At 72.0% G+C, this 19,877-nt stretch carries 20 protein-coding genes; 1 reads left to right on the plus strand and 19 read right to left on the minus strand.

Translation table 11 applies throughout. From position 1 onward, the window contains the following. Positions 1–99: 99 nt before the first annotated feature. The 13 genes from metK to pyrR form a co-directional block, all read right to left on the minus strand. Positions 100–1,308 (minus strand): methionine adenosyltransferase, encoded by a 1,209-nt coding sequence (gene metK / locus IE305_RS10090; protein ID WP_190129164.1) that lies wholly within the window; start codon positions 1,306–1,308, stop codon positions 100–102. Between the two features lie 201 nt (positions 1,309–1,509). Beyond that, a complete protein-coding gene (coaBC, locus tag IE305_RS10095) occupies positions 1,510–2,724 on the minus strand; it encodes a bifunctional phosphopantothenoylcysteine decarboxylase/phosphopantothenate--cysteine ligase CoaBC (RefSeq protein ID WP_190129165.1) in 1,215 nt (404 codons plus the stop codon). A 156-nt stretch (positions 2,725–2,880) separates the two neighbouring features. Beyond that, positions 2,881–3,153 (minus strand): DNA-directed RNA polymerase subunit omega, encoded by a 273-nt coding sequence (gene rpoZ, locus IE305_RS10100; RefSeq protein WP_126913306.1) that lies wholly within the window; start codon positions 3,151–3,153, stop codon positions 2,881–2,883. A gap of 34 nt (positions 3,154–3,187) precedes the next feature. Continuing rightward, complete coding sequence (gene gmk, locus IE305_RS10105; protein WP_190129166.1) at positions 3,188–3,778, minus strand: guanylate kinase; 591 nt, start codon at positions 3,776–3,778, stop codon at positions 3,188–3,190. Between the two features lie 50 nt (positions 3,779–3,828). Beyond that, a complete protein-coding gene (locus IE305_RS10110; protein ID WP_190129167.1) occupies positions 3,829–4,152 on the minus strand; it encodes an integration host factor in 324 nt (107 codons plus the stop codon). A gap of 250 nt (positions 4,153–4,402) precedes the next feature. After that, positions 4,403–5,263: an orotidine-5'-phosphate decarboxylase gene (pyrF, locus tag IE305_RS10115; protein WP_190129168.1), complete on the minus strand. Its 861-nt coding sequence runs from the start codon at positions 5,261–5,263 to the stop codon at positions 4,403–4,405. Then, entirely contained in the window at positions 5,260–6,375 is a 1,116-nt protein-coding gene (locus IE305_RS10120; protein WP_190129169.1) for a quinone-dependent dihydroorotate dehydrogenase, read from the minus strand. The genes pyrF and IE305_RS10120 overlap by 4 nt, the downstream gene beginning before the upstream one ends. A gap of 130 nt (positions 6,376–6,505) precedes the next feature. After that, complete coding sequence (gene carB, locus IE305_RS10125; RefSeq protein WP_190129170.1) at positions 6,506–9,817, minus strand: carbamoyl-phosphate synthase large subunit; 3,312 nt, start codon at positions 9,815–9,817, stop codon at positions 6,506–6,508. After that, positions 9,810–10,952: a glutamine-hydrolyzing carbamoyl-phosphate synthase small subunit gene (gene carA / locus IE305_RS10130; RefSeq protein ID WP_190129171.1), complete on the minus strand. Its 1,143-nt coding sequence runs from the start codon at positions 10,950–10,952 to the stop codon at positions 9,810–9,812. Before carA ends, carB begins: the two co-directional genes overlap by 8 nt. Continuing rightward, positions 10,949–11,524 carry a PH-like domain-containing protein gene (locus IE305_RS10135; RefSeq protein WP_190129172.1) on the minus strand — a complete coding sequence of 192 codons (576 nt, stop codon included), beginning with the start codon at positions 11,522–11,524 and terminating at the stop codon, positions 10,949–10,951. The genes carA and IE305_RS10135 overlap by 4 nt, the downstream gene beginning before the upstream one ends. Beyond that, entirely contained in the window at positions 11,521–12,810 is a 1,290-nt protein-coding gene (locus tag IE305_RS10140; protein WP_190129173.1) for a dihydroorotase, read from the minus strand. Before IE305_RS10140 ends, IE305_RS10135 begins: the two co-directional genes overlap by 4 nt. A gap of 2 nt (positions 12,811–12,812) precedes the next feature. Continuing rightward, positions 12,813–13,814, minus strand: a complete 1,002-nt coding sequence (locus IE305_RS10145; RefSeq protein WP_190129174.1) for an aspartate carbamoyltransferase catalytic subunit — start codon at positions 13,812–13,814, stop codon at positions 12,813–12,815. 89 nt (positions 13,815–13,903) lie between these two features. Next, on the minus strand, positions 13,904–14,497 hold the full coding sequence (gene pyrR, locus IE305_RS10150; RefSeq protein ID WP_190129175.1) for a bifunctional pyr operon transcriptional regulator/uracil phosphoribosyltransferase PyrR: 594 nt from the start codon (positions 14,495–14,497) through the stop codon (positions 13,904–13,906). 256 nt (positions 14,498–14,753) lie between these two features. Here pyrR and bldD point away from each other — a divergent pair, with 256 nt between their 5' ends. Continuing rightward, positions 14,754–15,254, plus strand: a complete 501-nt coding sequence (bldD, locus tag IE305_RS10155) for a transcriptional regulator BldD (RefSeq protein WP_190129176.1) — start codon at positions 14,754–14,756, stop codon at positions 15,252–15,254. Positions 15,255–15,335: 81 nt separating this feature from the next. Here the strand turns inward: bldD and nusB are convergent, their stop codons facing one another. From nusB to aroB, 6 genes are all read right to left on the minus strand, one after another. Continuing rightward, the gene (gene nusB / locus IE305_RS10160; protein WP_190129177.1) at positions 15,336–15,770 is read right to left on the minus strand and encodes a transcription antitermination factor NusB; all 435 of its coding nucleotides are present in this window, start codon (positions 15,768–15,770) and stop codon (positions 15,336–15,338) included. Positions 15,771–15,772: 2 nt separating this feature from the next. After that, positions 15,773–16,339 carry an elongation factor P gene (efp, locus tag IE305_RS10165; protein WP_190129178.1) on the minus strand — a complete coding sequence of 189 codons (567 nt, stop codon included), beginning with the start codon at positions 16,337–16,339 and terminating at the stop codon, positions 15,773–15,775. 50 nt (positions 16,340–16,389) lie between these two features. Further along, a complete protein-coding gene (locus IE305_RS10170) occupies positions 16,390–17,499 on the minus strand; it encodes an aminopeptidase P family protein (RefSeq protein ID WP_190129179.1) in 1,110 nt (369 codons plus the stop codon). Between the two features lie 69 nt (positions 17,500–17,568). After that, entirely contained in the window at positions 17,569–18,252 is a 684-nt protein-coding gene (locus tag IE305_RS10175; RefSeq protein ID WP_373311559.1) for an AAA family ATPase, read from the minus strand. A 75-nt stretch (positions 18,253–18,327) separates the two neighbouring features. Then, positions 18,328–18,789, minus strand: coding sequence for a type II 3-dehydroquinate dehydratase (aroQ, locus tag IE305_RS10180; RefSeq protein ID WP_190129181.1), 462 nt, complete (start codon positions 18,787–18,789; stop codon positions 18,328–18,330). After that, a complete protein-coding gene (aroB, locus tag IE305_RS10185) occupies positions 18,786–19,877 on the minus strand; it encodes a 3-dehydroquinate synthase (protein WP_190129182.1) in 1,092 nt (363 codons plus the stop codon). Before aroB ends, aroQ begins: the two co-directional genes overlap by 4 nt.

The following is a 19,877-nucleotide window of genomic DNA, read 5'->3' on the forward strand; positions in this document are numbered from 1 at the left end:
AGGTGTATCAGAGGGCACCGACAACGGGACCGACGGCGACGGCCCCGCACCGGATGTCCGGTGCGGGGCCGTCGTGGTGGCTGCGGTGCGGTGCGCGGTTTACAGACCCGCGGCCTTCTTCAGGGCGTCCACGCGGTCCGTGCGCTCCCAGGTGAAGTCGGGCAGCTCGCGGCCGAAGTGGCCGTAGGCGGCGGTCTGGGAGTAGATCGGGCGGAGCAGGTCCAGGTCGCGGATGATCGCGGCCGGGCGGAGGTCGAAGACCTCGGCGATGGCGTGCTCGATCTTGTCGACGTCGACCGTGTTGGTGCCGAAGGTCTCGACGAAGAGGCCGACGGGCTCGGCCTTGCCGATGGCGTAGGCGACCTGGACCTCGCAGCGGGCGGCCAGGCCTGCGGCGACGACGTTCTTGGCGACCCAGCGCATGGCGTAGGCGGCCGAGCGGTCGACCTTGGACGGGTCCTTGCCGGAGAAGGCACCGCCGCCGTGGCGGGCCATGCCGCCGTAGGTGTCGATGATGATCTTGCGGCCGGTGAGGCCGGCGTCGCCCATCGGGCCGCCGATCTCGAAGCGGCCGGTGGGGTTGACCAGCAGGCGGTAGCCGTCGGTGTCCAGCTTGATGCCGTCCTCGACGAGCTGCTTCAGGACGTGCTCGACGACGTACTCGCGGATGTCGGGGGCGAGCAGCGAGTCGAGGTCGATGTCCGAGGCGTGCTGGGAGGAGACGACCACGGTGTCGAGGCGGACGGCCTTGTTGCCGTCGTACTCGATGGTCACCTGGGTCTTGCCGTCGGGCCGCAGGTAGGGGATGGTGCCGTTCTTGCGGACCTCGGTCAGGCGGCGCGAGAGGCGGTGGGCCAGCTCGATCGGGAGCGGCATCAGGTTCGGCGTCTCGTCGCAGGCGTAGCCGAACATCAGGCCCTGGTCGCCCGCGCCCTGGCGGTCCAGCTCGTCGTCGTCGCCCTCGACACGGGCCTCGTAGGCCGCGTCGACACCCTGGGCGATGTCCGGGGACTGCGCACCGATGGACACCGACACGCCGCAGGAGGCGCCGTCGAAGCCCTTCTTCGAGGAGTCGTAGCCGATCTCGAGGATCTTGCCACGGACGAGGGTGGGGATGTCGGCGTAGGCCTTCGTCGTCACCTCGCCCGCCACGTGCACCAGGCCGGTGGTGATGAGGGTCTCGACGGCGACCCGGGAGGCCGGGTCCTCCTTGAGGAGGGCGTCGAGGATGGAGTCGCTGATCTGGTCAGCGATCTTGTCGGGGTGACCCTCGGTGACGGACTCCGAGGTGAACAGGCGACGGGACACAATGCTCCCTGGGGTTGCAGCGGCTGCTGTCTGATCATTGACGGACCCGTTCGAGAGCTGCGCTCGACGGATCCGGTGCCAGTTTATCCGGCGTTCTGTCGATTGAGGACGCCCGGTCCCCGCGATGTGGAGCGCGTCCTGTGACTCCCGTCACCGGCGTCCCACGGGGACCGGGCGCAACGGCTCAGGCCGGGCCCGGGGTCAGCCCCGGCCCAGGCGGGCCGCGACCAGGTCCCAGACCGTGTCGGCCAGGGCCTCCTTGGGGCCGTGCGGGACCGGCGTCTCGGTGCCGTCGGCGGCGAGCACGACGGCCTCGGTGTCCTCCGCCCCGAAGGTGCGGGTCTCCCCCACCTCGTTGACGACCAGCAGGTCACAGCCCTTGCGGGCGAGCTTGGCGCGGCCGTTGGCCAGGACGTCGTCCGTCTCGGCGGCGAAGCCGACCACGACCTGGCCGGGCCGGGCGCGGTCCGCGGAGAGCTCGGCGAGGACGTCGGGGTTGCGGACGAGGGCGACGGGCTCGGGCTCCTGCCCCTCCCGCTTCTTGATCTTGCCTTCGGCGTACCGGGCCGGCCGGAAGTCGGCGACCGCGGCGGCCATGACCACCGCGTCGGCGTCGGCCGCCGCCTTCAGCACGGCCTCGCGCAGTTGAACAGCGGTGCCGACCCGGACCACGTCGGCGCCGGCCGGGTCGGGCAGGCCGGTGTTGGCGGCGACCAGCGTCACCCGGGCGCCGCGCGCCACGGCGGTGCGGGCCAGTGCGTAGCCCTGCTTCCCGGAGGAACGGTTGCCCAGGTAGCGGACGGGGTCCAGCGGCTCGCGGGTGCCGCCGGCGCTGATCACCACGTGCCGGCCGGCCAGGTCGGCGGCCGTGGCGGCCGCGCCCCGGGCCAGCACGCGGCGGCAGACCTCGAAGAGCTCCTCGGGCTCCGGCAGCCGGCCCTTGCCGGTGTCGACGCCGGTGAGGCGGCCCACGGCCGGCTCGACGACGACGGCGCCGCGGCGGCGCAGGGTGGCCACGTTCTCCTGGGTGGCCGGGTGCTCCCACATCTCGGTGTGCATGGCCGGGGCGAACACCACGGGGCAGCGGGCGGTGAGCAGGGTGTTGGTCAGCAGGTCGCCGGCCAGCCCGTGCGCGGCCTTGGCCAGCAGGTCGGCGGTGGCCGGGGCCACGACGACGAGGTCGGCCTCCTGGCCGATCCGCACGTGCGGCACCTCGTGGACGTCCCCCCAGACCTGCGTCCGCGCCGGGTGCCCGGAGAGCGCGGCCCAGGTGGCCTCGCCGACGAACTGCAGCGCCGACTCCGTCGGCACGACGCGGACGTCGTGCCCGGACTCGGTCAGCCGCCGCAGCAGCTCGCATGCCTTGTAGGCGGCGATCCCGCCGCTGACCCCGAGGACGACCTTGGGCTTGTCCATGCTCGTGCGCCTCTCCCCGCGCTCTTCGCCGTCGCGCGTTCACCTTCACGCGTACGCGTACGGCTCCATGACACACCAAGGGCCCGGCAGGTGTACTGCCGGGCCCTTGGTGACGTGTGTATTGCGTGTGTGCTGTCGCGTCGCCGCGTGGCGGCCTTACGCGGCCGGGGCCTCGACGGCCTCGGAGGTCAGCAGGCCCGCGTTGATCTCACGGAGCGCGATGGACAGCGGCTTCTCGTGGACGTGGGTGTCCACCAGCGGGCCGACGTACTCCAGCAGGCCCTCGCCGAGCTGCGAGTAGTACGCGTTGATCTGGCGCGCGCGCTTGGCGGCGTAGATCACGAGGCTGTACTTCGAGTCGGTCGCCTCGAGCAGCTCATCAATCGGCGGGTTGATGATGCCCTCGGGCGCGGTGATGGAAGAGGACACTCTCTGCCTTCCGAAGGGGGGTGAAGAAAGATGTTCAGCGCAGCAAGGCTAGCAGCTCGCGCGCCACGTCCTCGACCGAGGTGTTGACCAGCGTGGTGTCGAACTCCGACTCCGCCGCCAGCTCCACCTTCGCGGCCTCGAGGCGGCGCTCGATCACCTCGGGCGACTCCGTCCCCCGGCCGGTGAGCCGGCGGACCAGCTCCTCCCAGCTGGGCGGCGCGAGGAAGACCAGCTGTGCCTCCGGCATGGTCTCGCGCACCTGACGGGCGCCCTGGAGGTCGATCTCCAGCAGGACCGGCTCGCCCGCCTCCAGGCGGTCGAGCACGGCCTTCCGCGGCGTGCCGTAGCGGTTGCCCGCGAACTCGGCCCACTCCAGCAGCTCCCCGTTGGCGATGAGCTTGTCGAACTGCTCGTCGTCGACGAAGAAGTACTGGACGCCGTCCTGCTCACCGGGGCGGGGCTTGCGGGTGGTGCAGGAGACCGACAGCCATACCTCGGGGTGGGCCTTGCGCATATGGGCGACGACCGTGCTCTTGCCGACCCCGGAGGGGCCGGAGAGCACGGTCAGCCGCGGTTGTCCGGCCGGGGGAACGGGGGACGTCCCCCGGGAGACTGCAGTACTCATGCAGCGATTATCCCGGTTCCGGGGAGTGCCCGGTAACCAGCCGGGGGGCGTCAGGCGGCCTTGCCGCCGAACTCCCGCTCCAGGGCGGCGATCTGGTTCGAACCGAGACCGCGCACACGTCGGCTCTCGGAGATCCCCAGTCGCTCCATGATCTGCTTGGCCCGCACCTTGCCGACGCCGGGGAGGCTCTCCAGCAGGGCACTGACCTTCATCTTGCCGATGACTTCGTTCTTCTGGCCCTGCTCGATCACGTCGTGCAGAGAGGCGCCGGAGTGCTTGAGCCGATTCTTGACCTCGGCGCGCTCCCGGCGAGCCGCGGCGGCCTTTTCGAGCGCGGCTGCGCGCTGTTCAGGGGTAAGGGGCGGAAGAGCCACGCCTACGTCACCTCGGATGTCGAACTGTCGGATACGGACCGGTGAGGAACCTAGTCGGCCCACACCTGCGGAGCAACGAGCAACGCGCTTGCACGTTCGCTCTCGACGGAGACTAGCGGCCGATCCCGCTCCAGTCAGCGAGAACAGACGAAAAGTCCTGGTCAGACTCGCGCGACCAGGACTTTTCCGGACATAATGACCGACAATTTTGACGTTCCGACGACGCCCGGCGGCCGGTAATCGCCGTCGGCTACCCGCCGAGCGCCTCGCGCACCTCGCCGGCGAACCGCTCCGCGCTCTCCCGCAGCGCCGCCACGTCCGGCCCGTGCCGCAGCACGCCCCGGCTGACGTTCGGCACCACGTCGCCGGCGGCCGCGCCGAACACGCGGGGCAGGTCCGCGGCCGTGGCGCCCTGCGCCCCGATGCCGGGGGCCAGGAGGGGGCCGTTGATGGCCAGATCCGTACCCTGCGCGGCGGCCGCACCGCCCAGGGTGGCGCCGACGACGGCCCCGTACGAGCCCATGGGCGCCGCACCGGCGTTCTCGGCCCGCAGGTGGTCCAGCATCGTGGCCGCCACCGTCGCGCCGTCGCCGCGGACGGCGTGCTGCACCTCGGCGCCCTCGGGGTTGGAGGTCAGCGCCAGCACGAAGACGCCGGTGCCGCTCTCCCGGGCCAGGTCCAGCGCCGGGCGCAGCGAGCCGTAGCCGAGGTACGGGCTGACGGTCACGGCGTCGGAGAACAGCGGCGAGGCCGGGTCGAGGTAGGTGGCGGCGTACGCGGCCATGGTCGAGCCGATGTCGCCGCGCTTGGCGTCCATGAGCACCAGCGCGCCGGCGGCGCGGGCGTCGGCCACGGCGCGCTCCAGTACGGCGATGCCGCGGGAGCCGAAGCGCTCGAAGAACGCGGACTGCGGCTTGAGGACGGCGACCCGGTCGGCCAGCGCCTCGACGACGGTGTGCGTGAAGCGCTCCAGGCCGGCGATGTCGTCGCTCAGGCCCCAGTCGGTGAGGAGCGAGGCGTGCGGGTCGATGCCGACGCAGAGCGGGCCCCGCTCGTCCATGGCGCGGCGCAGGCGGGCGCCGAAGGGCTCCGGAGAGGACGCGGAGGTCATGCGGTCACCTTCTTGTGGTCGGCGCCGACGGCCTCGGCGAGGGTGGCGTACGGGCTGGCGGCGAGGCGCTCGGCCAGGCCCTTGTGGATCTTCCGGCACCAGAACGGGCCCTCGTACACGAAGGCGCTGTAGCCCTGCACCAGCGTGGCGCCGGCCAGGATGCGCTCCCAGACGTCGTCGGCGGTCTCCACGCCCCCGACGCCGACGAGGGTGATCCGGTCGCCCACACGGGCGTACAGGCGGCGCAGGACCTCCAGCGAGCGCTCCTTCAGGGGCGCGCCGGAGAGGCCGCCCGCGCCGATGGCCTCGACGGTGCGCTTGGGGGTGCGCAGGCCGAGGCCGTCGCGGGCGATGGTGGTGTTGGTGGCGATGATGCCGTCGAGGCCGAGCTCGACGGCGAGGTCGGCGACGGCGTCGACGTCCTCGTCGGCGAGGTCCGGGGCGATCTTGACGAGGAGCGGGACGCGGCGCGCGGTGACGGTGCGGTCGGCGGCCTCGCGCACGGCGGACAGCAGCGGCCGCAGGTGGTCCACGGCCTGGAGGTTGCGGAGCCCGGGCGTGTTGGGCGAGGAGACGTTGACGACGAGGTAGTCGGCGTGGGCGGCGAGGCGCTCGGTGGAGGCGACGTAGTCGGCGACGGCCTCCTCCTCCGGCACGATCTTGGTCTTGCCGATGTTGACGCCGACCGTGGTCCGGAAGACCTCGTGGCGGGCGGCGAGGCGGCGGGCCACGGCCTCGGAGCCGTCGTTGTTGAAGCCCATGCGGTTGATCAGCGCGCGGTCGGCGACGAGGCGGAAGAGGCGCTTCTTGGGGTTGCCGGGCTGCGGCTGCGCGGTGACGGTGCCGACCTCGACGTGGCCGAAGCCGAGCATGGCCAGGCCGTCGATGCCGTCGGCGTTCTTGTCGAAGCCGGCGGCGAGGCCGAAGGGGCCGTGCATGCGCAGGCCCAGCGCCTCGGTGCGCAGCTCCTTGTGGCGGGGGGCGAGCACGGCGGCGGCGAAGGTGCGCAGGACGGGGACGCGGGCGAGCGCACGGATCCAGCCGAAGGCCAGGTGGTGGGCCTTCTCGGGGTCCATCCGGGTGAAGATCAGGTCGAACAGGAGTCGGTACATGGCGGGCCTTCCGTGACGCCTTCCGTGAGGGGTGCCGTGGCGGTGTGCCGTGAGGTGTGCCGTGGGGGCGGCTCTCATGGCGAGGGGGACACCGGTCGGTGTCCCCCTCGCACGGTGGTGCGGACGTGCCTTACGCCTCGCGGGCGGCGATCAGGTGCTGCGCGTGCTCCTGGAGGGAGCGCACGCCGACCTCGCCGCGGGTGAGGGCGTCGATGCCCTGCACGGCCGCGGCCAGCGCCTGGACGGTGGTCAGGCAGGGCACGGAGCGGGCCACGGCGGCGGTGCGGATCTCGTAGCCGTCGAGGCGGCCGCCGGTGCCGTAGGGCGTGTTGACGATGAGGTCGACCTGGCCCTCGTGGATGAGCTGGACGATGGTCTTCTCGCCGTTCGGTCCCTCGCCCTCGCTCTGCTTGCGCACCACGGTGGCGTTGATGCCGTTGCGGCGCAGCACCTCGGCGGTGCCGGAGGTGGCGAGCAGCTCGAAGCCGTGGGCGACCAGCTCACGGGCGGGGAAGATCATCGAGCGCTTGTCGCGGTTGGCGACGGACACGAACGCGCGGCCCTTGGTGGGCAGGGCGCCGTACGCGCCGGCCTGCGACTTGGCGTAGGCGGTGCCGAAGACGGCGTCGATGCCCATGACCTCGCCGGTGGAGCGCATCTCGGGGCCGAGGACGGTGTCCACGCCGCGCCCGGAGGCGTCGCGGAACCGGGACCAGGGCAGGACGGCCTCCTTGACGGAGATCGGCGCGTCCAGCGGCAGGGAGCCGCCGTCGCCGTTCTTCGGCAGCAGGCCCTCGGCGCGCAGCTCGGCGATGGTGGCGCCGAGCGAGATGCGGGCGGCGGCCTTGGCCAGCGGCACGGCGGTCGCCTTGGAGGTGAAGGGCACCGTGCGGGAGGCGCGCGGGTTGGCCTCCAGGACGTAGAGGATGTCCCCGGCCATGGCGAACTGGATGTTGATCAGGCCGCGGACGCCGACGCCCTTGGCGATGGCCTCGGTGGAGGCGCGCAGCCGCTTGATGTCGTGGCCGCCCAGGGTGATGGGGGGCAGGGCGCAGGCGGAGTCGCCGGAGTGGATGCCGGCCTCCTCGATGTGCTCCATGACGCCGCCGAGGTAGAGCTCGTGGCCGTCGTAGAGCGCGTCGACGTCGATCTCGATGGCGTCGTCGAGGAAGCGGTCGATGAGGACCGGGTGCTCGGAGATCAGGCCGGCGTGCCGCTCCAGGTAGGCGGCGAGGGAGGGCTCGTCGTAGACGATCTCCATGCCGCGGCCGCCCAGCACGTAGGAGGGGCGGACCATGACGGGGTAGCCGATCTCGCCGGCGGTCTTCTTGGCCTCCTCGAAGGAGAAGGCGGTGCCGTACTTGGGCGCGGGCAGGCCGGCCTCGGTGAGGACGCGGCCGAAGGCGCCGCGCTCCTCGGCGAGGTCGATGGCCTCGGGCGAGGTGCCGACGATCGGAACGCCGTTCTCCTTGAGCGCCTGGGCGAGGCCGAGCGGGGTCTGGCCGCCGAGCTGGACCAGGACACCCGCGACGGGGCCGGCCTGCATCTCGGCGTGGACGATCTCCAGGACGTCCTCCAGGGTGAGCGGCTCGAAGTAGAGCCGGTCGGAGGTGTCGTAGTCGGTGGAGACGGTCTCCGGGTTGCAGTTGACCATGACGGTCTCGTAGCCGGCCTCGCCGAGGGCGAAGGAGGCGTGCACGCAGGAGTAGTCGAACTCGATGCCCTGGCCGATGCGGTTGGGGCCCGAGCCGAGGATGATCACGGCGGGCTTCTCGCGCGGGGCGACCTCGGTCTCCTCGTCGTAGGACGAGTAGAAGTACGGGGTCTTCGCGGCGAACTCGGCGGCGCAGGTGTCGACGGTCTTGTAGACCGGGCGGATGCCGAGCGCCTGGCGGATCTCGCGGACGACGTCCTCGCGCAGGCCGCGGACGGCGGCGATCTGGGCGTCGGAGAAGCCGTGCCGCTTGGCCTCGGCGAGCAGCTCGGGGGTGAGCCGGTCGGCGGCGCGGACGGCCTCGGCGGTCTCGTGGATGAGGAACAGCTGGTCGACGAACCAGGGGTCGATCTTCGTGGCGGCGAAGACCTCCTCCTGGGTGGCGCCGGCCCGGATGGCCTCCATGACCGTGTTGATCCGGCCGTCGGTGGGGACCGCGGCCTTGACCAGCAGCTCGTCCTTGTCGCCGACCGGGCTCACGAAGTCGAACTGGGAGCCCTTCTTCTCCAGCGAGCGGAGGGCCTTCTGCAGCGCCTCGGTGAAGTTGCGGCCGATGGCCATGGCCTCGCCGACCGACTTCATGGTGGTGGTGAGGGTGGCGTCGGCGGCCGGGAACTTCTCGAACGCGAAGCGGGGCGCCTTGACCACGACGTAGTCGAGCGTGGGCTCGAAGGACGCCGGGGTCTGCTCGGTGATGTCGTTGGGGATCTCGTCGAGCGTGTAGCCGACGGCCAGACGGGCGGCGATCTTCGCGATCGGGAAGCCGGTGGCCTTGGAGGCGAGCGCGGAGGAGCGGGAGACGCGCGGGTTCATCTCGATGACGATGACCCGGCCGTCCTCGGGGTTGACGGCGAACTGGATGTTGCAGCCGCCGGTGTCGACGCCGACCTCGCGGATGATCGCGATACCGATGTCGCGCAGGATCTGGTACTCGCGGTCGGTGAGCGTCATCGCCGGGGCGACGGTGATGGAGTCACCGGTGTGCACGCCCATGGGGTCGAAGTTCTCGATGGAGCAGACGACCACGACGTTGTCGTTCTTGTCGCGCATCAGCTCCAGCTCGTACTCCTTCCAGCCGAGGATGGACTCCTCCAGGAGCACCTCGGTGGTCGGGGAGAGCGTGAGGCCCTGGCCGGCGATGCGGCGCAGCTCGTCCTCGTCGTGGGCGAAGCCGGAGCCGGCGCCGCCCATGGTGAAGGACGGGCGGACGACGACGGGGTAGCCGCCGAGCGTCTCGACGCCCGCGAGGACCTCGTCCATGGTGTGGCAGATGACCGAGCGGGCGGACTCGCCGTGGCCAATCCTGGCGTTGACGGCCTCGACGACGCCCTTGAACAGGTCGCGGTCCTCGCCCTTGTGGATCGCCTCGACGTTGGCGCCGATCAGCTCCACGCCGTACTTCTCCAGCACGCCGTTCTCGTGCATGGAGATGGCGGTGTTGAGCGCGGTCTGGCCGCCCAGGGTGGGCAGGAGGGCGTCGGGGCGCTCCTTGGCGATGATCTTCTCGACGAACTCCGGGGTGATCGGCTCGACGTACGTGGCGTCGGCGATCTCCGGGTCGGTCATGATCGTGGCCGGGTTGGAGTTGACCAGGATGACCCGCAGTCCCTCGGACTTCAGGACACGGCACGCCTGGGTGCCGGAGTAGTCGAACTCGGCGGCCTGGCCGATGACGATCGGGCCGGAGCCGATGACCAGAACGGACTGGATGTCGGTGCGCTTAGGCACGCTGGCCCTCCATCAGGGACACGAAGCGGTCGAACAGGTACGCGGCGTCGTGCGGACCCGCGGCCGCCTCGGGGTGGTACTGGACGCTGAACGCCGGGCGGTCGAGCAGCTGGAGGCCCTCGACCACGTTGTCGTTCAGGCAGACGTGGGAGACCTCGACCCGCCCGTAGGGCGTGTCGGCGGGGCCGTCGAGCGGGGCGTCGACGGCGAAGCCGTGGTTGTGGGCGGTGACCTCGACCTTGCCGGTCGTACGGTCCTGCACCGGCTGGTTGATGCCGCGGTGGCCGTACTTCAGCTTGTACGTGCCGAAGCCCAGGGCGCGGCCGAGGATCTGGTTGCCGAAGCAGATGCCGAACAGCGGGGTGCCGCGCTCCAGCACGCCGCGCATCACCGAGACGGGGTGGTCGGCGGTGGCCGGGTCGCCGGGGCCGTTGGAGAAGAACACGCCGTCCGGGTTCACCGCGTAGACGTCGTCCAGCGTGGCGGTGGCGGGCAGGACGTGCACCTCGATGCCGCGCTCGGCCATCCGGTGCGGGGTCATGCCCTTGATGCCGAGGTCGACCGCGGCGACGGTGAAGCGCTTCTCGCCGATGGCGGGGACGACGTACGTCTCCTTGGTGGCCACCTCGGCGGACAGGTCGGCGCCCTTCATCTCGGGGGCCTCCTGGACGCGGGCGAGCATCGCGGCCTCGTCGGTGACGGCGTCGCCGGAGAAGATGCCGACCCGCATCGCACCGCGCTCGCGCAGGTGGCGGGTGAGGGCACGGGTGTCGATGCCGCAGATGCCGACGACGCCCTGGCGCTCCAGCTCCTCGTCCAGCGTGCGGCGCGACCGCCAGTTGGAGGGGATGCGGGCGGGGTCGCGGACGACGTACCCGGCGACCCAGATGCGGCCGGACTCGGGGTCCTCGTCGTTGACGCCGGTGTTGCCGACGTGCGGGGCCGTCATCACGACGACCTGGCGGTGGTAGGAGGGGTCGGTCAGCGTCTCCTGGTAGCCGGTCATGCCGGTGGAGAACACCGCCTCGCCGAAGGTGGCCCCCACGGCCCCGTAGGCACGGCCGCGGAACGTACGGCCGTCCTCCAGGACAAGTACGGCGGGGATCTGGCCGGTCCCCCTGGTGGAGGTCGTCATCGTGCGCCTTCCGTAGTGCTGTTCTTGGTGCTGATCGCCGTGCTGATCGCCTCGACCCAGGCGGCGTGCTCGGCCACCCGGTCGGAGCGGAAGCCGGAGTCGAGGGCCTTGCCGCCGTGCTCCCAGGTGATCACCAGCAGGCCGCCCTCGGTGAGGACCTTGCCGGCGATGCCCTTGTCCAGGCGGGCGCCGCGCAGGGCGGTCGCGGGGATGAGGAAGTCCGCCGCGCCCGGCCGTACGACCGCCACGCCCTGCTCGGTGAGGGTGAGCTCGGCCCGGCTGCGGGTGCCCAGGCCGTGCGCCACGATGCGGTCGAGCCACTGGCCGGCGGTGGTCGAGCCGTGGTAGCGGCCGCTCATCCGCAGCTCGGGCTCGCCCGGCGCGCCGGGGACGGCCGGCAGCTCGGGCAGGTCGCCCTGGAGCGTGCCGCGCCACTTCCAGCCCTCGCGCATCAGCCAGTAGCAGAGCGCCACGAAGAGCAGCAGCCCGACGACCCAGCCGATGCGCGCGGCCCAGTCCGTGACGGCCTGGGACTTCGGCCCGTCCGCCAGGTTGATGAGTGCAGATGTCACGTGAGATTCCCGTCCACGACCGTCGCCCGGCCCCGCAGGAAGGTGTGGGTGACGCGTCCCGGCAGCTCCATGCCCCGGTAGGGGGTGTTGCGGCTGCGGGAGGCGAAGCCCGCGGGGTCCACGACACCACGGTAAGCGGAGTCGACCAGGGTCAGGTTGGCAGGCTCACCGGCGGCGACCGGGCGGCCGTGCCCGGCCAGCCGGCCGATGGCGGCCGGGCGGACGGACATCCGGTCGGCGACCTGGGCCCAGTCCAGCAGGCCGGTGTCGACCATGGTGTGCTGCACGACGGACAGCGCGGTCTCCAGGCCGACCATGCCCATGGCCGCGGCGCCCCACTCGCAGTCCTTGTCCTCGTGCGGGTGCGGGGCGTGGTCGGTGGCCACGCAGTCGATCGTGCCGTCGGCCAGCGCCTCGCGCAGGGCCAGCACGTCGGCCTCGGTGCGCAGCGGCGGGTTGACCTTGTAGACCGGGTCGTAGCTGCGGACCAGCTCGTCGGTGAGGAGGAGGTGGTGCGGGGTGACCTCGGCGGTGACGTTCCAGCCCTTGGACTTGGCCCAGCGCACGATCTCCACCGAGCCGGCGGTCGACAGGTGGCAGATGTGCACGCGGGAGCCGACGTGCGCGGCGAGCAGCACGTCCCGGGCGATGATCGACTCCTCGGCGACGGCGGGCCAGCCGCCCAGGCCCAGCTCGGCGGAGACGACGCCCTCGTTCATCTGGGCGCCCTCGGTGAGCCGGGGCTCCTGCGCGTGCTGGGCGACGACGCCGTCGAAGGCCTTCACGTACTCCAGGGCGCGCCGCATGATGACGGCGTCGTCGACGCACTTGCCGTCGTCGGAGAAGACGCGGACGCCGGCGGCCGAGTCGTGCATGGCGCCCAGCTCGGCGAGCTTCTTGCCCTCCAGGCCGACGGTGACGGCACCGACGGGCTGGACGTCGCAGTAGCCGGACTCCTTGCCCAGCCGCCAGACCTGCTCGACGACGCCGGCGGTGTCGGCGACGGGGAAGGTGTTGGCCATGGCGTGCACGGCGGTGTAGCCGCCGACGGCGGCCGCCTTGGTGCCGGTCAGGACGGTCTCGGAGTCCTCGCGGCCGGGCTCGCGCAGGTGGGTGTGGAGGTCGACGAGGCCGGGCAGCAGGATCTTGCCGGCCGCCTCGATCACCTGCGCGCCCTCGGGGGCGGTCAGGGAGGGGGCGACCTCGGCGATCGTCTCGCCGTCGATCAGGACGTCCTGGGGCTCTCCGCCGAGGACCTTGGCGCCACGGATCAGGATCTTCGGCATGGTTACTGCGCCTCCTCGGGGCGGACGGTGTTCGGGGTGACGGCGTGGGGGGTGGTGGCGGGCTCGGAGCCGCCGAGCAGCAGGTAGAGCACGGCCATGCGGATCGAGACGCCGTTGGCGACCTGCTCCACGGCCGTGCAGCGGGGCGAGTCGGCGACCTCGGCGGTGATCTCCATGCCCCGGTTCATCGGGCCGGGGTGCATGACGATCGCGTCCTCGGGCATCCGGGCCATGCGGTCGCCGTCGAGGCCGTAGCGGCGGGCGTACTCGCGCTCGGTGGGGAAGAACGCGGCGTTCATCCGCTCGCGCTGGACGCGCAGCATCATCACCGCGTCCGACTTCGGCAGCACGGCGTCCAGGTCGTACGAGACCTCGCACGGCCAGGTCTCCACGCCGATCGGCAGCAGGGTGGGCGGCGCGACGAGGGTGACCTCGGCGCCGAGCGTGGTGAGCAGGTGCACGTTGGAGCGGGCGACCCGGCTGTGCAGGACGTCGCCGACGACGGTGATGCGGCGGCCGGCGAGGTCCTTGCCCAGCCCCGCGTCCGGGCCGATGAGGCGGCGGCGCACGGTGAAGGCGTCCAGCAGCGCCTGGGTGGGGTGCTCGTGGGTGCCGTCACCGGCGTTGACGACCGAGCCGCCGATCCAGCCGGAGGTGGCCAGGCGGTGCGGGGCGCCGGAGTCGTGGTGGCGGATGACGACGGCGTCGGCGCCCATCGCCTCCAGGGTGAGGGCGGTGTCCTTGAGGGACTCGCCCTTGGACACCGAGGAGCCCTTGGCGGAGAAGTTGATGACGTCGGCGGAGAGCCGCTTGGCGGCGGCCTCGAAGGAGATGCGGGTGCGCGTCGAGTCCTCGAAGAAGAGGTTGACGACGGTACGGCCGCGCAGGGTCGGCAGCTTCTTGATCGGCCGGTCGGCGACCCGGGCCATCTCCTCGGCGGTGTCGAGGATCAGGACGGCGTCGTCGCGGGTGAGGTCGGCGGCCGAGATGAGGTGGCGCTTCATCCGGTTGCTCCGGGGGTGTGGAGGTGTGCGGGGGTGTGGCCGGGCATGCGGCGGTACGGGCCCGGGGCGTGCCGGGTCCGGGGTGGGGGTTACTGCCGCTCGGCCGAGGTGGCGGGACCGGCGCCGAGGAGCACGCTGTCGCGCCCGTCCTCCTCGGTGAGCTGGACCTTGACCGTCTCCCGCAGCGACGTGGGGAGGTTCTTGCCGACGTAGTCGGCGCGGATGGGCAGCTCGCGGTGGCCGCGGTCGACCAGGACGGCGAGCTGCACGGCGCGCGGGCGGCCGATGTCGTTCAGCGCGTCCAGCGCGGCGCGGATGGTGCGGCCGGAGAAGAGCACGTCGTCGACGAGGACCACGAGGCGGCCGTCGATGCCCTCGCCGGGGATCTCGGTACGGGCCAGCGCACGGGCCGGACGCAGCCGGAGGTCGTCGCGGTACATGGTGATGTCGAGGGAGCCGACCGGCGTCTTGGTGCCGGTGATGTCCTCGAGCCTGTCGGCCAGCCGGCGGGCGAGGAAGACGCCGCGGGTGGGGATGCCGAGGAGGACCACGTCGTCGGCGCCCTTGGCGCGCTCGACGATCTCGTGGGCGATGCGGGTCAGGACCCGGGCGATGTCCGGTGCCTCGAGCACGGGACGGGCCGGGCCCGGCGCGGCGGAACCTGCCGGAAGATGTGCGTCCATACGAAACGGACCTCCTTCTCCGCCTCACGGGACGGACCTTAAAGGACGTCGGATGCACGGCCCCCGGGCTCACGGACCCGGATTTCAGCCGTACGGCCTCCACCGTACCAGCATTCCGGGAGGGGCTCCGCGGCGGTGCGGGACCGGGCCGGGAGCACACCTCCGACGGCCCAGGGGGTGGCCCATTCGGCTTGACGATCCGGGATTACGCTGCGTAACCTCACAGTGAGTTACCAGTCTGCGTCCGGGGAGCTTTATGTCCAGCGAATACGCCAAACAGCTCGGGGCCAAGCTCCGTGCCATCCGCACCCAGCAGGGCCTCTCCCTCCACGGCGTGGAGGAGAAGTCCCAGGGGCGCTGGAAGGCCGTCGTGGTGGGTTCGTACGAGCGCGGCGACCGTGCCGTGACCGTGCAGCGCCTGGCCGAGCTGGCTGATTTCTACGGCGTGCCCGTGCAGGAGCTGCTGCCCGGCACCACGCCCGGCGGCGCCGCCGAGCCCCCGCCGAAGCTGGTCCTGGACCTGGAGCGCCTCGCCCACGTCCCGGCCGAGAAGGCGGGCCCGCTCCAGCGCTACGCCGCGACCATCCAGAGCCAGCGCGGCGACTACAACGGCAAGGTGCTCTCGATCCGCCAGGACGACCTGCGCACCCTGGCCGTGATCTACGACCAGTCGCCCTCGGTGCTCACCGAGCAGCTGATCAGCTGGGGCGTCCTGGACGCGGACGCGCGCCGCGCGGTCCAGCACGAAGAGGCCTGAGCAGCGCCGGCCCGAGAAACGCCGTGAAAACCGCCTGGGGCGGGAAACCCGATGGTTTCCCGCCCCAGGCGGTTTTCCGTATCAGTGGTTCTCGCGCCGCAGGCTGGGCTTGAGCTCCTTGAAACGGCCGAGCAGACCGTTGACGAAGGCGGGGGACTCGTCGGTGGAGAACTCCTTCGCGAGCTGCACCGCCTCGTCGATCGCCACCGCGTCCGGGGTCTCGTCCTCCCAGATCAGCTCGTACGCGCCCAGGCGCACGATGCTGCGGTCGGCGGCCGGCATCCGGTCGAGCTCCCAGTCCACCGCGTAGGTGCTGATGAGCTCGTCGATCCGGGCGACGTGCTCCGCGTAGCCCTCGACGAGCCGCATCGTGTACTCGTTGACCGGCGGCTGCCGGTCGTCGGACCGCGAGTGCCGGATCCAGTCCGCGAGGACGGTCTGCACGGTCGCCCCGCGCTGGTCGGCCTCGAACAGGATCTGGAAGGCGCGCTTACGGGCCTTGCTACGGGCAGCCACGGTTAGCTGTTCACCCGGCCGAGGTAATCACCGGTACGGGTGTCCACCTTGATCTTCTCACCCGTGGTGATGAAGAGCGGAACCTGGATCTCGTAGCCGGTCTCCAGCGTGGCGGGCTTCGAGCCACCGGTGGAGCGGTCGCCCTGGACGCCCGGCTCGGTGTGCGCGATGGTCAGCTCGACCGCGGCGGGGAGCTCGACGTAGAGGACGCTGCCCTCGTTCTGCGCGACGACGGCCTCGAAGCCCTCGATCAGGAAGTTGGCGGCGTCACCGACGGTCTTGCGGTCGATGTGCAGCTGGTCGTACGTGTCCATGTCCATGAACACGAAGTATTCGCCGTCCATGTACGAGAACTGCATACCGCGCTTGTCGACGTTGGCCGTCTCGACCTTGACGCCGGCGTTGAAGGTCTTGTCGACGACCTTGCCGGAGAGCACGTTCTTCAGCTTCGTACGGACGAAGGCGGGGCCCTTGCCGGGCTTGACGTGCTGGAACTCGACGACGGACCAGAGCTGGCCGCCTTCGAGCTTGAGCACCATGCCGTTCTTGAGGTCGTTCGTGGATGCCACGGTTGCGGAATCTCCTGGACTGGTGGAACCAGAAAGTGCGGTGCGCCCCGCTAGAGGGCGAGCAGCTCTTTGGTCGTGATGGTGAGTAGCTCGGGTCCGCCGTCCGCCTCGGGGCGGACGACGAGCGTGTCATCGATCCGGACGCCGCCCCGCCCCGGGAGGTGGACCCCCGGATCTACGGTGACCGGCACGCAAGCGTCCAGTTTACCCATGGCCGACGGCGCCAGCCGAGGGTCCTCGTCGTTTTCGAGCCCCACGCCGTGGCCCGTCACCGGGCCCAGCCGCTCGCCGTGGCCCGCCGACTCCAGTACCACCCGTGCCGCCCGGTCCACGTCCCGGCAGGCCGCGCCGGGCAGCAGCGCCTCCCGGCCGGCGCGCTGGGCCGCGAACACCAGCTCGTACAGCTCGATCTGCCAGTCGGCGGGCGAACTGCCGATCACGAACGTCCGGGCGATCTCGCTGCGGTAGCCCCGGTAGCAGGCGCCGAGGCAGACGCTCAGGAAGTCGCCCTCCTCCACCCGCCGGTCGGTGGGCACGTGCCCGGACCGGCCCGAGTGCGGCCCCGCGCCCACGGACGTGGCGAAGGCCGGCGCGTCGGCGCCGTGGTCGATCAGCCGCCGCTCCAGCTCCAGCGCCAGATGCCGCTCGGTCCGCCCCACCAGGATCGACTCCAGCAGCTCCCCCAGCGCCTGGTCGGCGATCTCCGCCGCGATGCGCAGACAGGAGATCTCCTCGTCGTCCTTGACGACCCGCTGCTGCTCCACGGCCGGCCCCAGGTCGTCCAGGCGCAGCCGGGGCGCCACCGAGCCGAGGGCCCGGTGCCGGGCCACCGTCAGGTGGTGCTCCTCCACGGCCAGGGCCCGGGCCCCGGCCTCCGCGGCCCGTTCGGCGCCCGCCACCGCCGGGTCGCCCTCGGGCGAGGGCAGCACCAGCAACGGCAGGTCGTCGGCGGGCCGGCTGGTGCCGGTGACGTCGGCCGCCGGGTCGGTCGGGCAGACCAGCAGGTCCTGCCGCGGGCCGAGCAGCAGCACGGCCCCGGCCGGGGCGCCGCCCGACAGATAGCGGACATTCGCGCCACCGGAGACCAGGGCGGCGTCACTGCCGGCCGCCGCGCACCGCTCACGGAGGAGGGAACGCCGTGCCGCGTACACCTCGGTCATGGTTCCGAGCGTACGTTCGGCGGTCCGTTCCGGCCTGCCCAGGGAGCCGACCGGCGGACCGGCCGGGGTCTAGCGCGCCGGCACCGCGGTGAGGGAGCGGGCGACCGCCTCGTCCAGCAGCCGGGCCGTGGTGGCGACGTCCTGCTGCGAATTGTCGATGATCGGCAGCCCGGAGCCGTACCAGCCGGCCATCCGGCCGTGGATGCGGGCCACCTCCTCGTCACCGAGCCGGCGGTTGCCCGTGCGCTCCGCGTTGCGCTCCAGGACCACCTCCAGGCCCGGCAGCAGCACCACCGGCAGCAGACCGGGGCCCACGTGCCGCTTCCAGCCGCCCAGGCCCACCACGGGCCGGTCGGGGAACACGGCGTCGTCGATGATGCAGGAGATGCCGTTGGCCAGGAAGTTCCGGGCGGCGAAGCCGCAGGTGCGGCGGGCCAGCCGGTACTGCGCCTCGGACCGCTCGTCCCAGCCGGACTGCGGATTGGCGAAGCCCGACCGCACCCACTCGCGGACGTCGTCCAGGCTGACGTGGGCGGTGGGGACCCGGCGGGTGTCGGCCCAGTACCGGGCGACGGTGGTCTTCCCCGCCCCGGCCGGACCGATGAGCAGCACCGCCACCGCGGCGGTGCTGGGGTCGGGCGGGGGTACGGCCGGCATCGGGGGGTGGGGTGGCGGGGGCACCGGCGGTCCCACGGGGTGCTGCATCCTGTGGCACGCTCCGTCTCGTACGGCGGTTTCTGCGAGGCGCGCCACGGCGGGACCGGACCCGGCACACGGCGGCGCGGCCAGGGAGCGTACCCCGAGCCGCCCGCCCGCCCAACGCCCGGCTCAGCCCCGGAGTTCCTCCGCCAGCGCGCGCAGCGCCAGCCGGTAGGAGCCGATGCCGAAGCCGGCCACCGTGCCGCTGGCCACGGCCGCGATCACCGAGGTGTGCCGGAACTCCTCGCGCGCGTACGGGTTCGAGATGTGCACCTCGATCAGCGGCGCCGTGCGCTGCGCCGCCGCGTCCCGCATCGCGTACGAGTAGTGGGTGAACGCGCCGGGGTTGATCACGACGGGCAGCGAGCCGTCGGCGGCCTCGTGCAGCCAGCGCACCAGCTCGCCCTCGTCGTTGGTCTCCCGGACCTCCACCGCGAAACCCAGCTCGGCACCGAGCCGGGTGCACTCCTCGACCAGGCCCTTGTAGGACGTCGAGCCGTACACGTCCGGTTCCCGGGAGCCGAGACGGCCCAGGTTGGGCCCGTTGAGGACCAGCACCCTGCGCGGGCTCACACCGCTCACGCCGCTCATGCCGCGATCTCGGCGTGGGCGGCCAGCAGCATCGCCGGGTCCGGGCTCTCCAGCACGGCGGGCCGCGCCAGGCCGTCGAGGACGATGAAGCGCAGCCGGTCGCCGCGCGACTTCTTGTCGACCTTCATCGTCTCCAGCAGCCGCGGCCACTGGTCGCCCCGGTAGGTCACCGGCAGGCCCACCGACTCCAGGACCGCCCGGTGCCGGTCGGCGGTGGCGTCGTCCAGGCGGCCGGCGATACGCCCCAGCTCGGCGGCGAAGACCATGCCGACGGAGACGGCCGCGCCGTGCCGCCAGTTGTACCGCTCGTTCTTCTCGATGGCGTGGGCCAGGGTGTGGCCGTAGTTGAGGATCTCCCGCAGGCCCGACTCCTTGAGGTCGGAGGAGACCACCTCGGCCTTGACCCGGATCGCCCGCTCGATCAGCTCGGACGTGTGCGGGCCCTGCGGCGTGCGGGCCCCCTCCGGGTCGGACTCGATCAGGTCGAGGATCACCGGGTCGGCGATGAAACCGGCCTTGATGACCTCGGCGAGCCCGCTCACATAGTCGTTCACCGGCAGCGACTCCAGCGCCGCCAGGTCGCACAGCACCCCGGCCGGCGGGTGGAAGGCACCCACCAGGTTCTTGCCCTCGGCCGTGTTGATGCCGGTCTTGCCGCCGACGGCGGCGTCGACCATGCCCAGCACGGTGGTGGGCACCGCGATCCAGCGCACCCCGCGCAGCCAGGTGGCCGCGACGAAGCCCGCCAGGTCGGTGGTGGCGCCGCCGCCCACGCCGACGATCACGTCGGTGCGGGTGAACTTCGACTGGCCCAGCGCCTTCCAGCAGTAGGCGGCGACCTCCGCGGTCTTGGCCTCCTCGGCGTTGGGCAGCTGGATGCCGATGGCCTCGTAGCCCTGCTGCGCCAGGTCCTCCCGGAACACCTCGCCGGTGGGCGCGAGCGCCTCGGGGTACAGCACGGCGACCCGCTTGGCCTCCGGGCCGACGAGGGCGCCCAGCTCACCGAGCATCCTGCGGCCGATCAGCACCTCGTACGGGTCGGTGCCCGCGCTGCCGGCGACCGGGATGCGGGTGATGGCGTCGGTCAT

The organism is Streptomyces mashuensis (assembly GCF_014654785.1).
In the GTDB taxonomy this organism is placed as follows: Bacteria; Actinomycetota; Actinomycetes; order Streptomycetales; family Streptomycetaceae; genus Streptomyces; species Streptomyces mashuensis.

Bases quoted from the DNA above. Each gene is read 5' to 3' on its own strand.
- coaBC (WP_190129165.1), bottom strand. From the start codon at position 2,724: ATGGACAAGCCCAAGGTCGTCCTCGGGGTCAGCGGCGGGATCGCCGCC.
- gmk (WP_190129166.1), bottom strand. From the start codon at position 3,778: ATGAGTACTGCAGTCTCCCGGGGGACGTCCCCCGTTCCCCCGGCCGGA.
- pyrF (WP_190129168.1), bottom strand. From the start codon at position 5,263: ATGACCTCCGCGTCCTCTCCGGAGCCCTTCGGCGCCCGCCTGCGCCGC.
- IE305_RS10120 (WP_190129169.1), bottom strand. From the start codon at position 6,375: ATGTACCGACTCCTGTTCGACCTGATCTTCACCCGGATGGACCCCGAG.
- carA (WP_190129171.1), bottom strand. From the start codon at position 10,952: ATGACGACCTCCACCAGGGGGACCGGCCAGATCCCCGCCGTACTTGTC.
- IE305_RS10140 (WP_190129173.1), bottom strand. From the start codon at position 12,810: ATGCCGAAGATCCTGATCCGTGGCGCCAAGGTCCTCGGCGGAGAGCCC.
- IE305_RS10145 (WP_190129174.1), bottom strand. From the start codon at position 13,814: ATGAAGCGCCACCTCATCTCGGCCGCCGACCTCACCCGCGACGACGCC.
- pyrR (WP_190129175.1), bottom strand. From the start codon at position 14,497: ATGGACGCACATCTTCCGGCAGGTTCCGCCGCGCCGGGCCCGGCCCGT.
- bldD (WP_190129176.1), top strand. From the start codon at position 14,754: ATGTCCAGCGAATACGCCAAACAGCTCGGGGCCAAGCTCCGTGCCATC.
- IE305_RS10170 (WP_190129179.1), bottom strand. From the start codon at position 17,499: ATGACCGAGGTGTACGCGGCACGGCGTTCCCTCCTCCGTGAGCGGTGC.
- aroQ (WP_190129181.1), bottom strand. From the start codon at position 18,789: ATGAGCGGCGTGAGCGGTGTGAGCCCGCGCAGGGTGCTGGTCCTCAAC.
- aroB (WP_190129182.1), bottom strand. From the start codon at position 19,877: ATGACCGACGCCATCACCCGCATCCCGGTCGCCGGCAGCGCGGGCACC.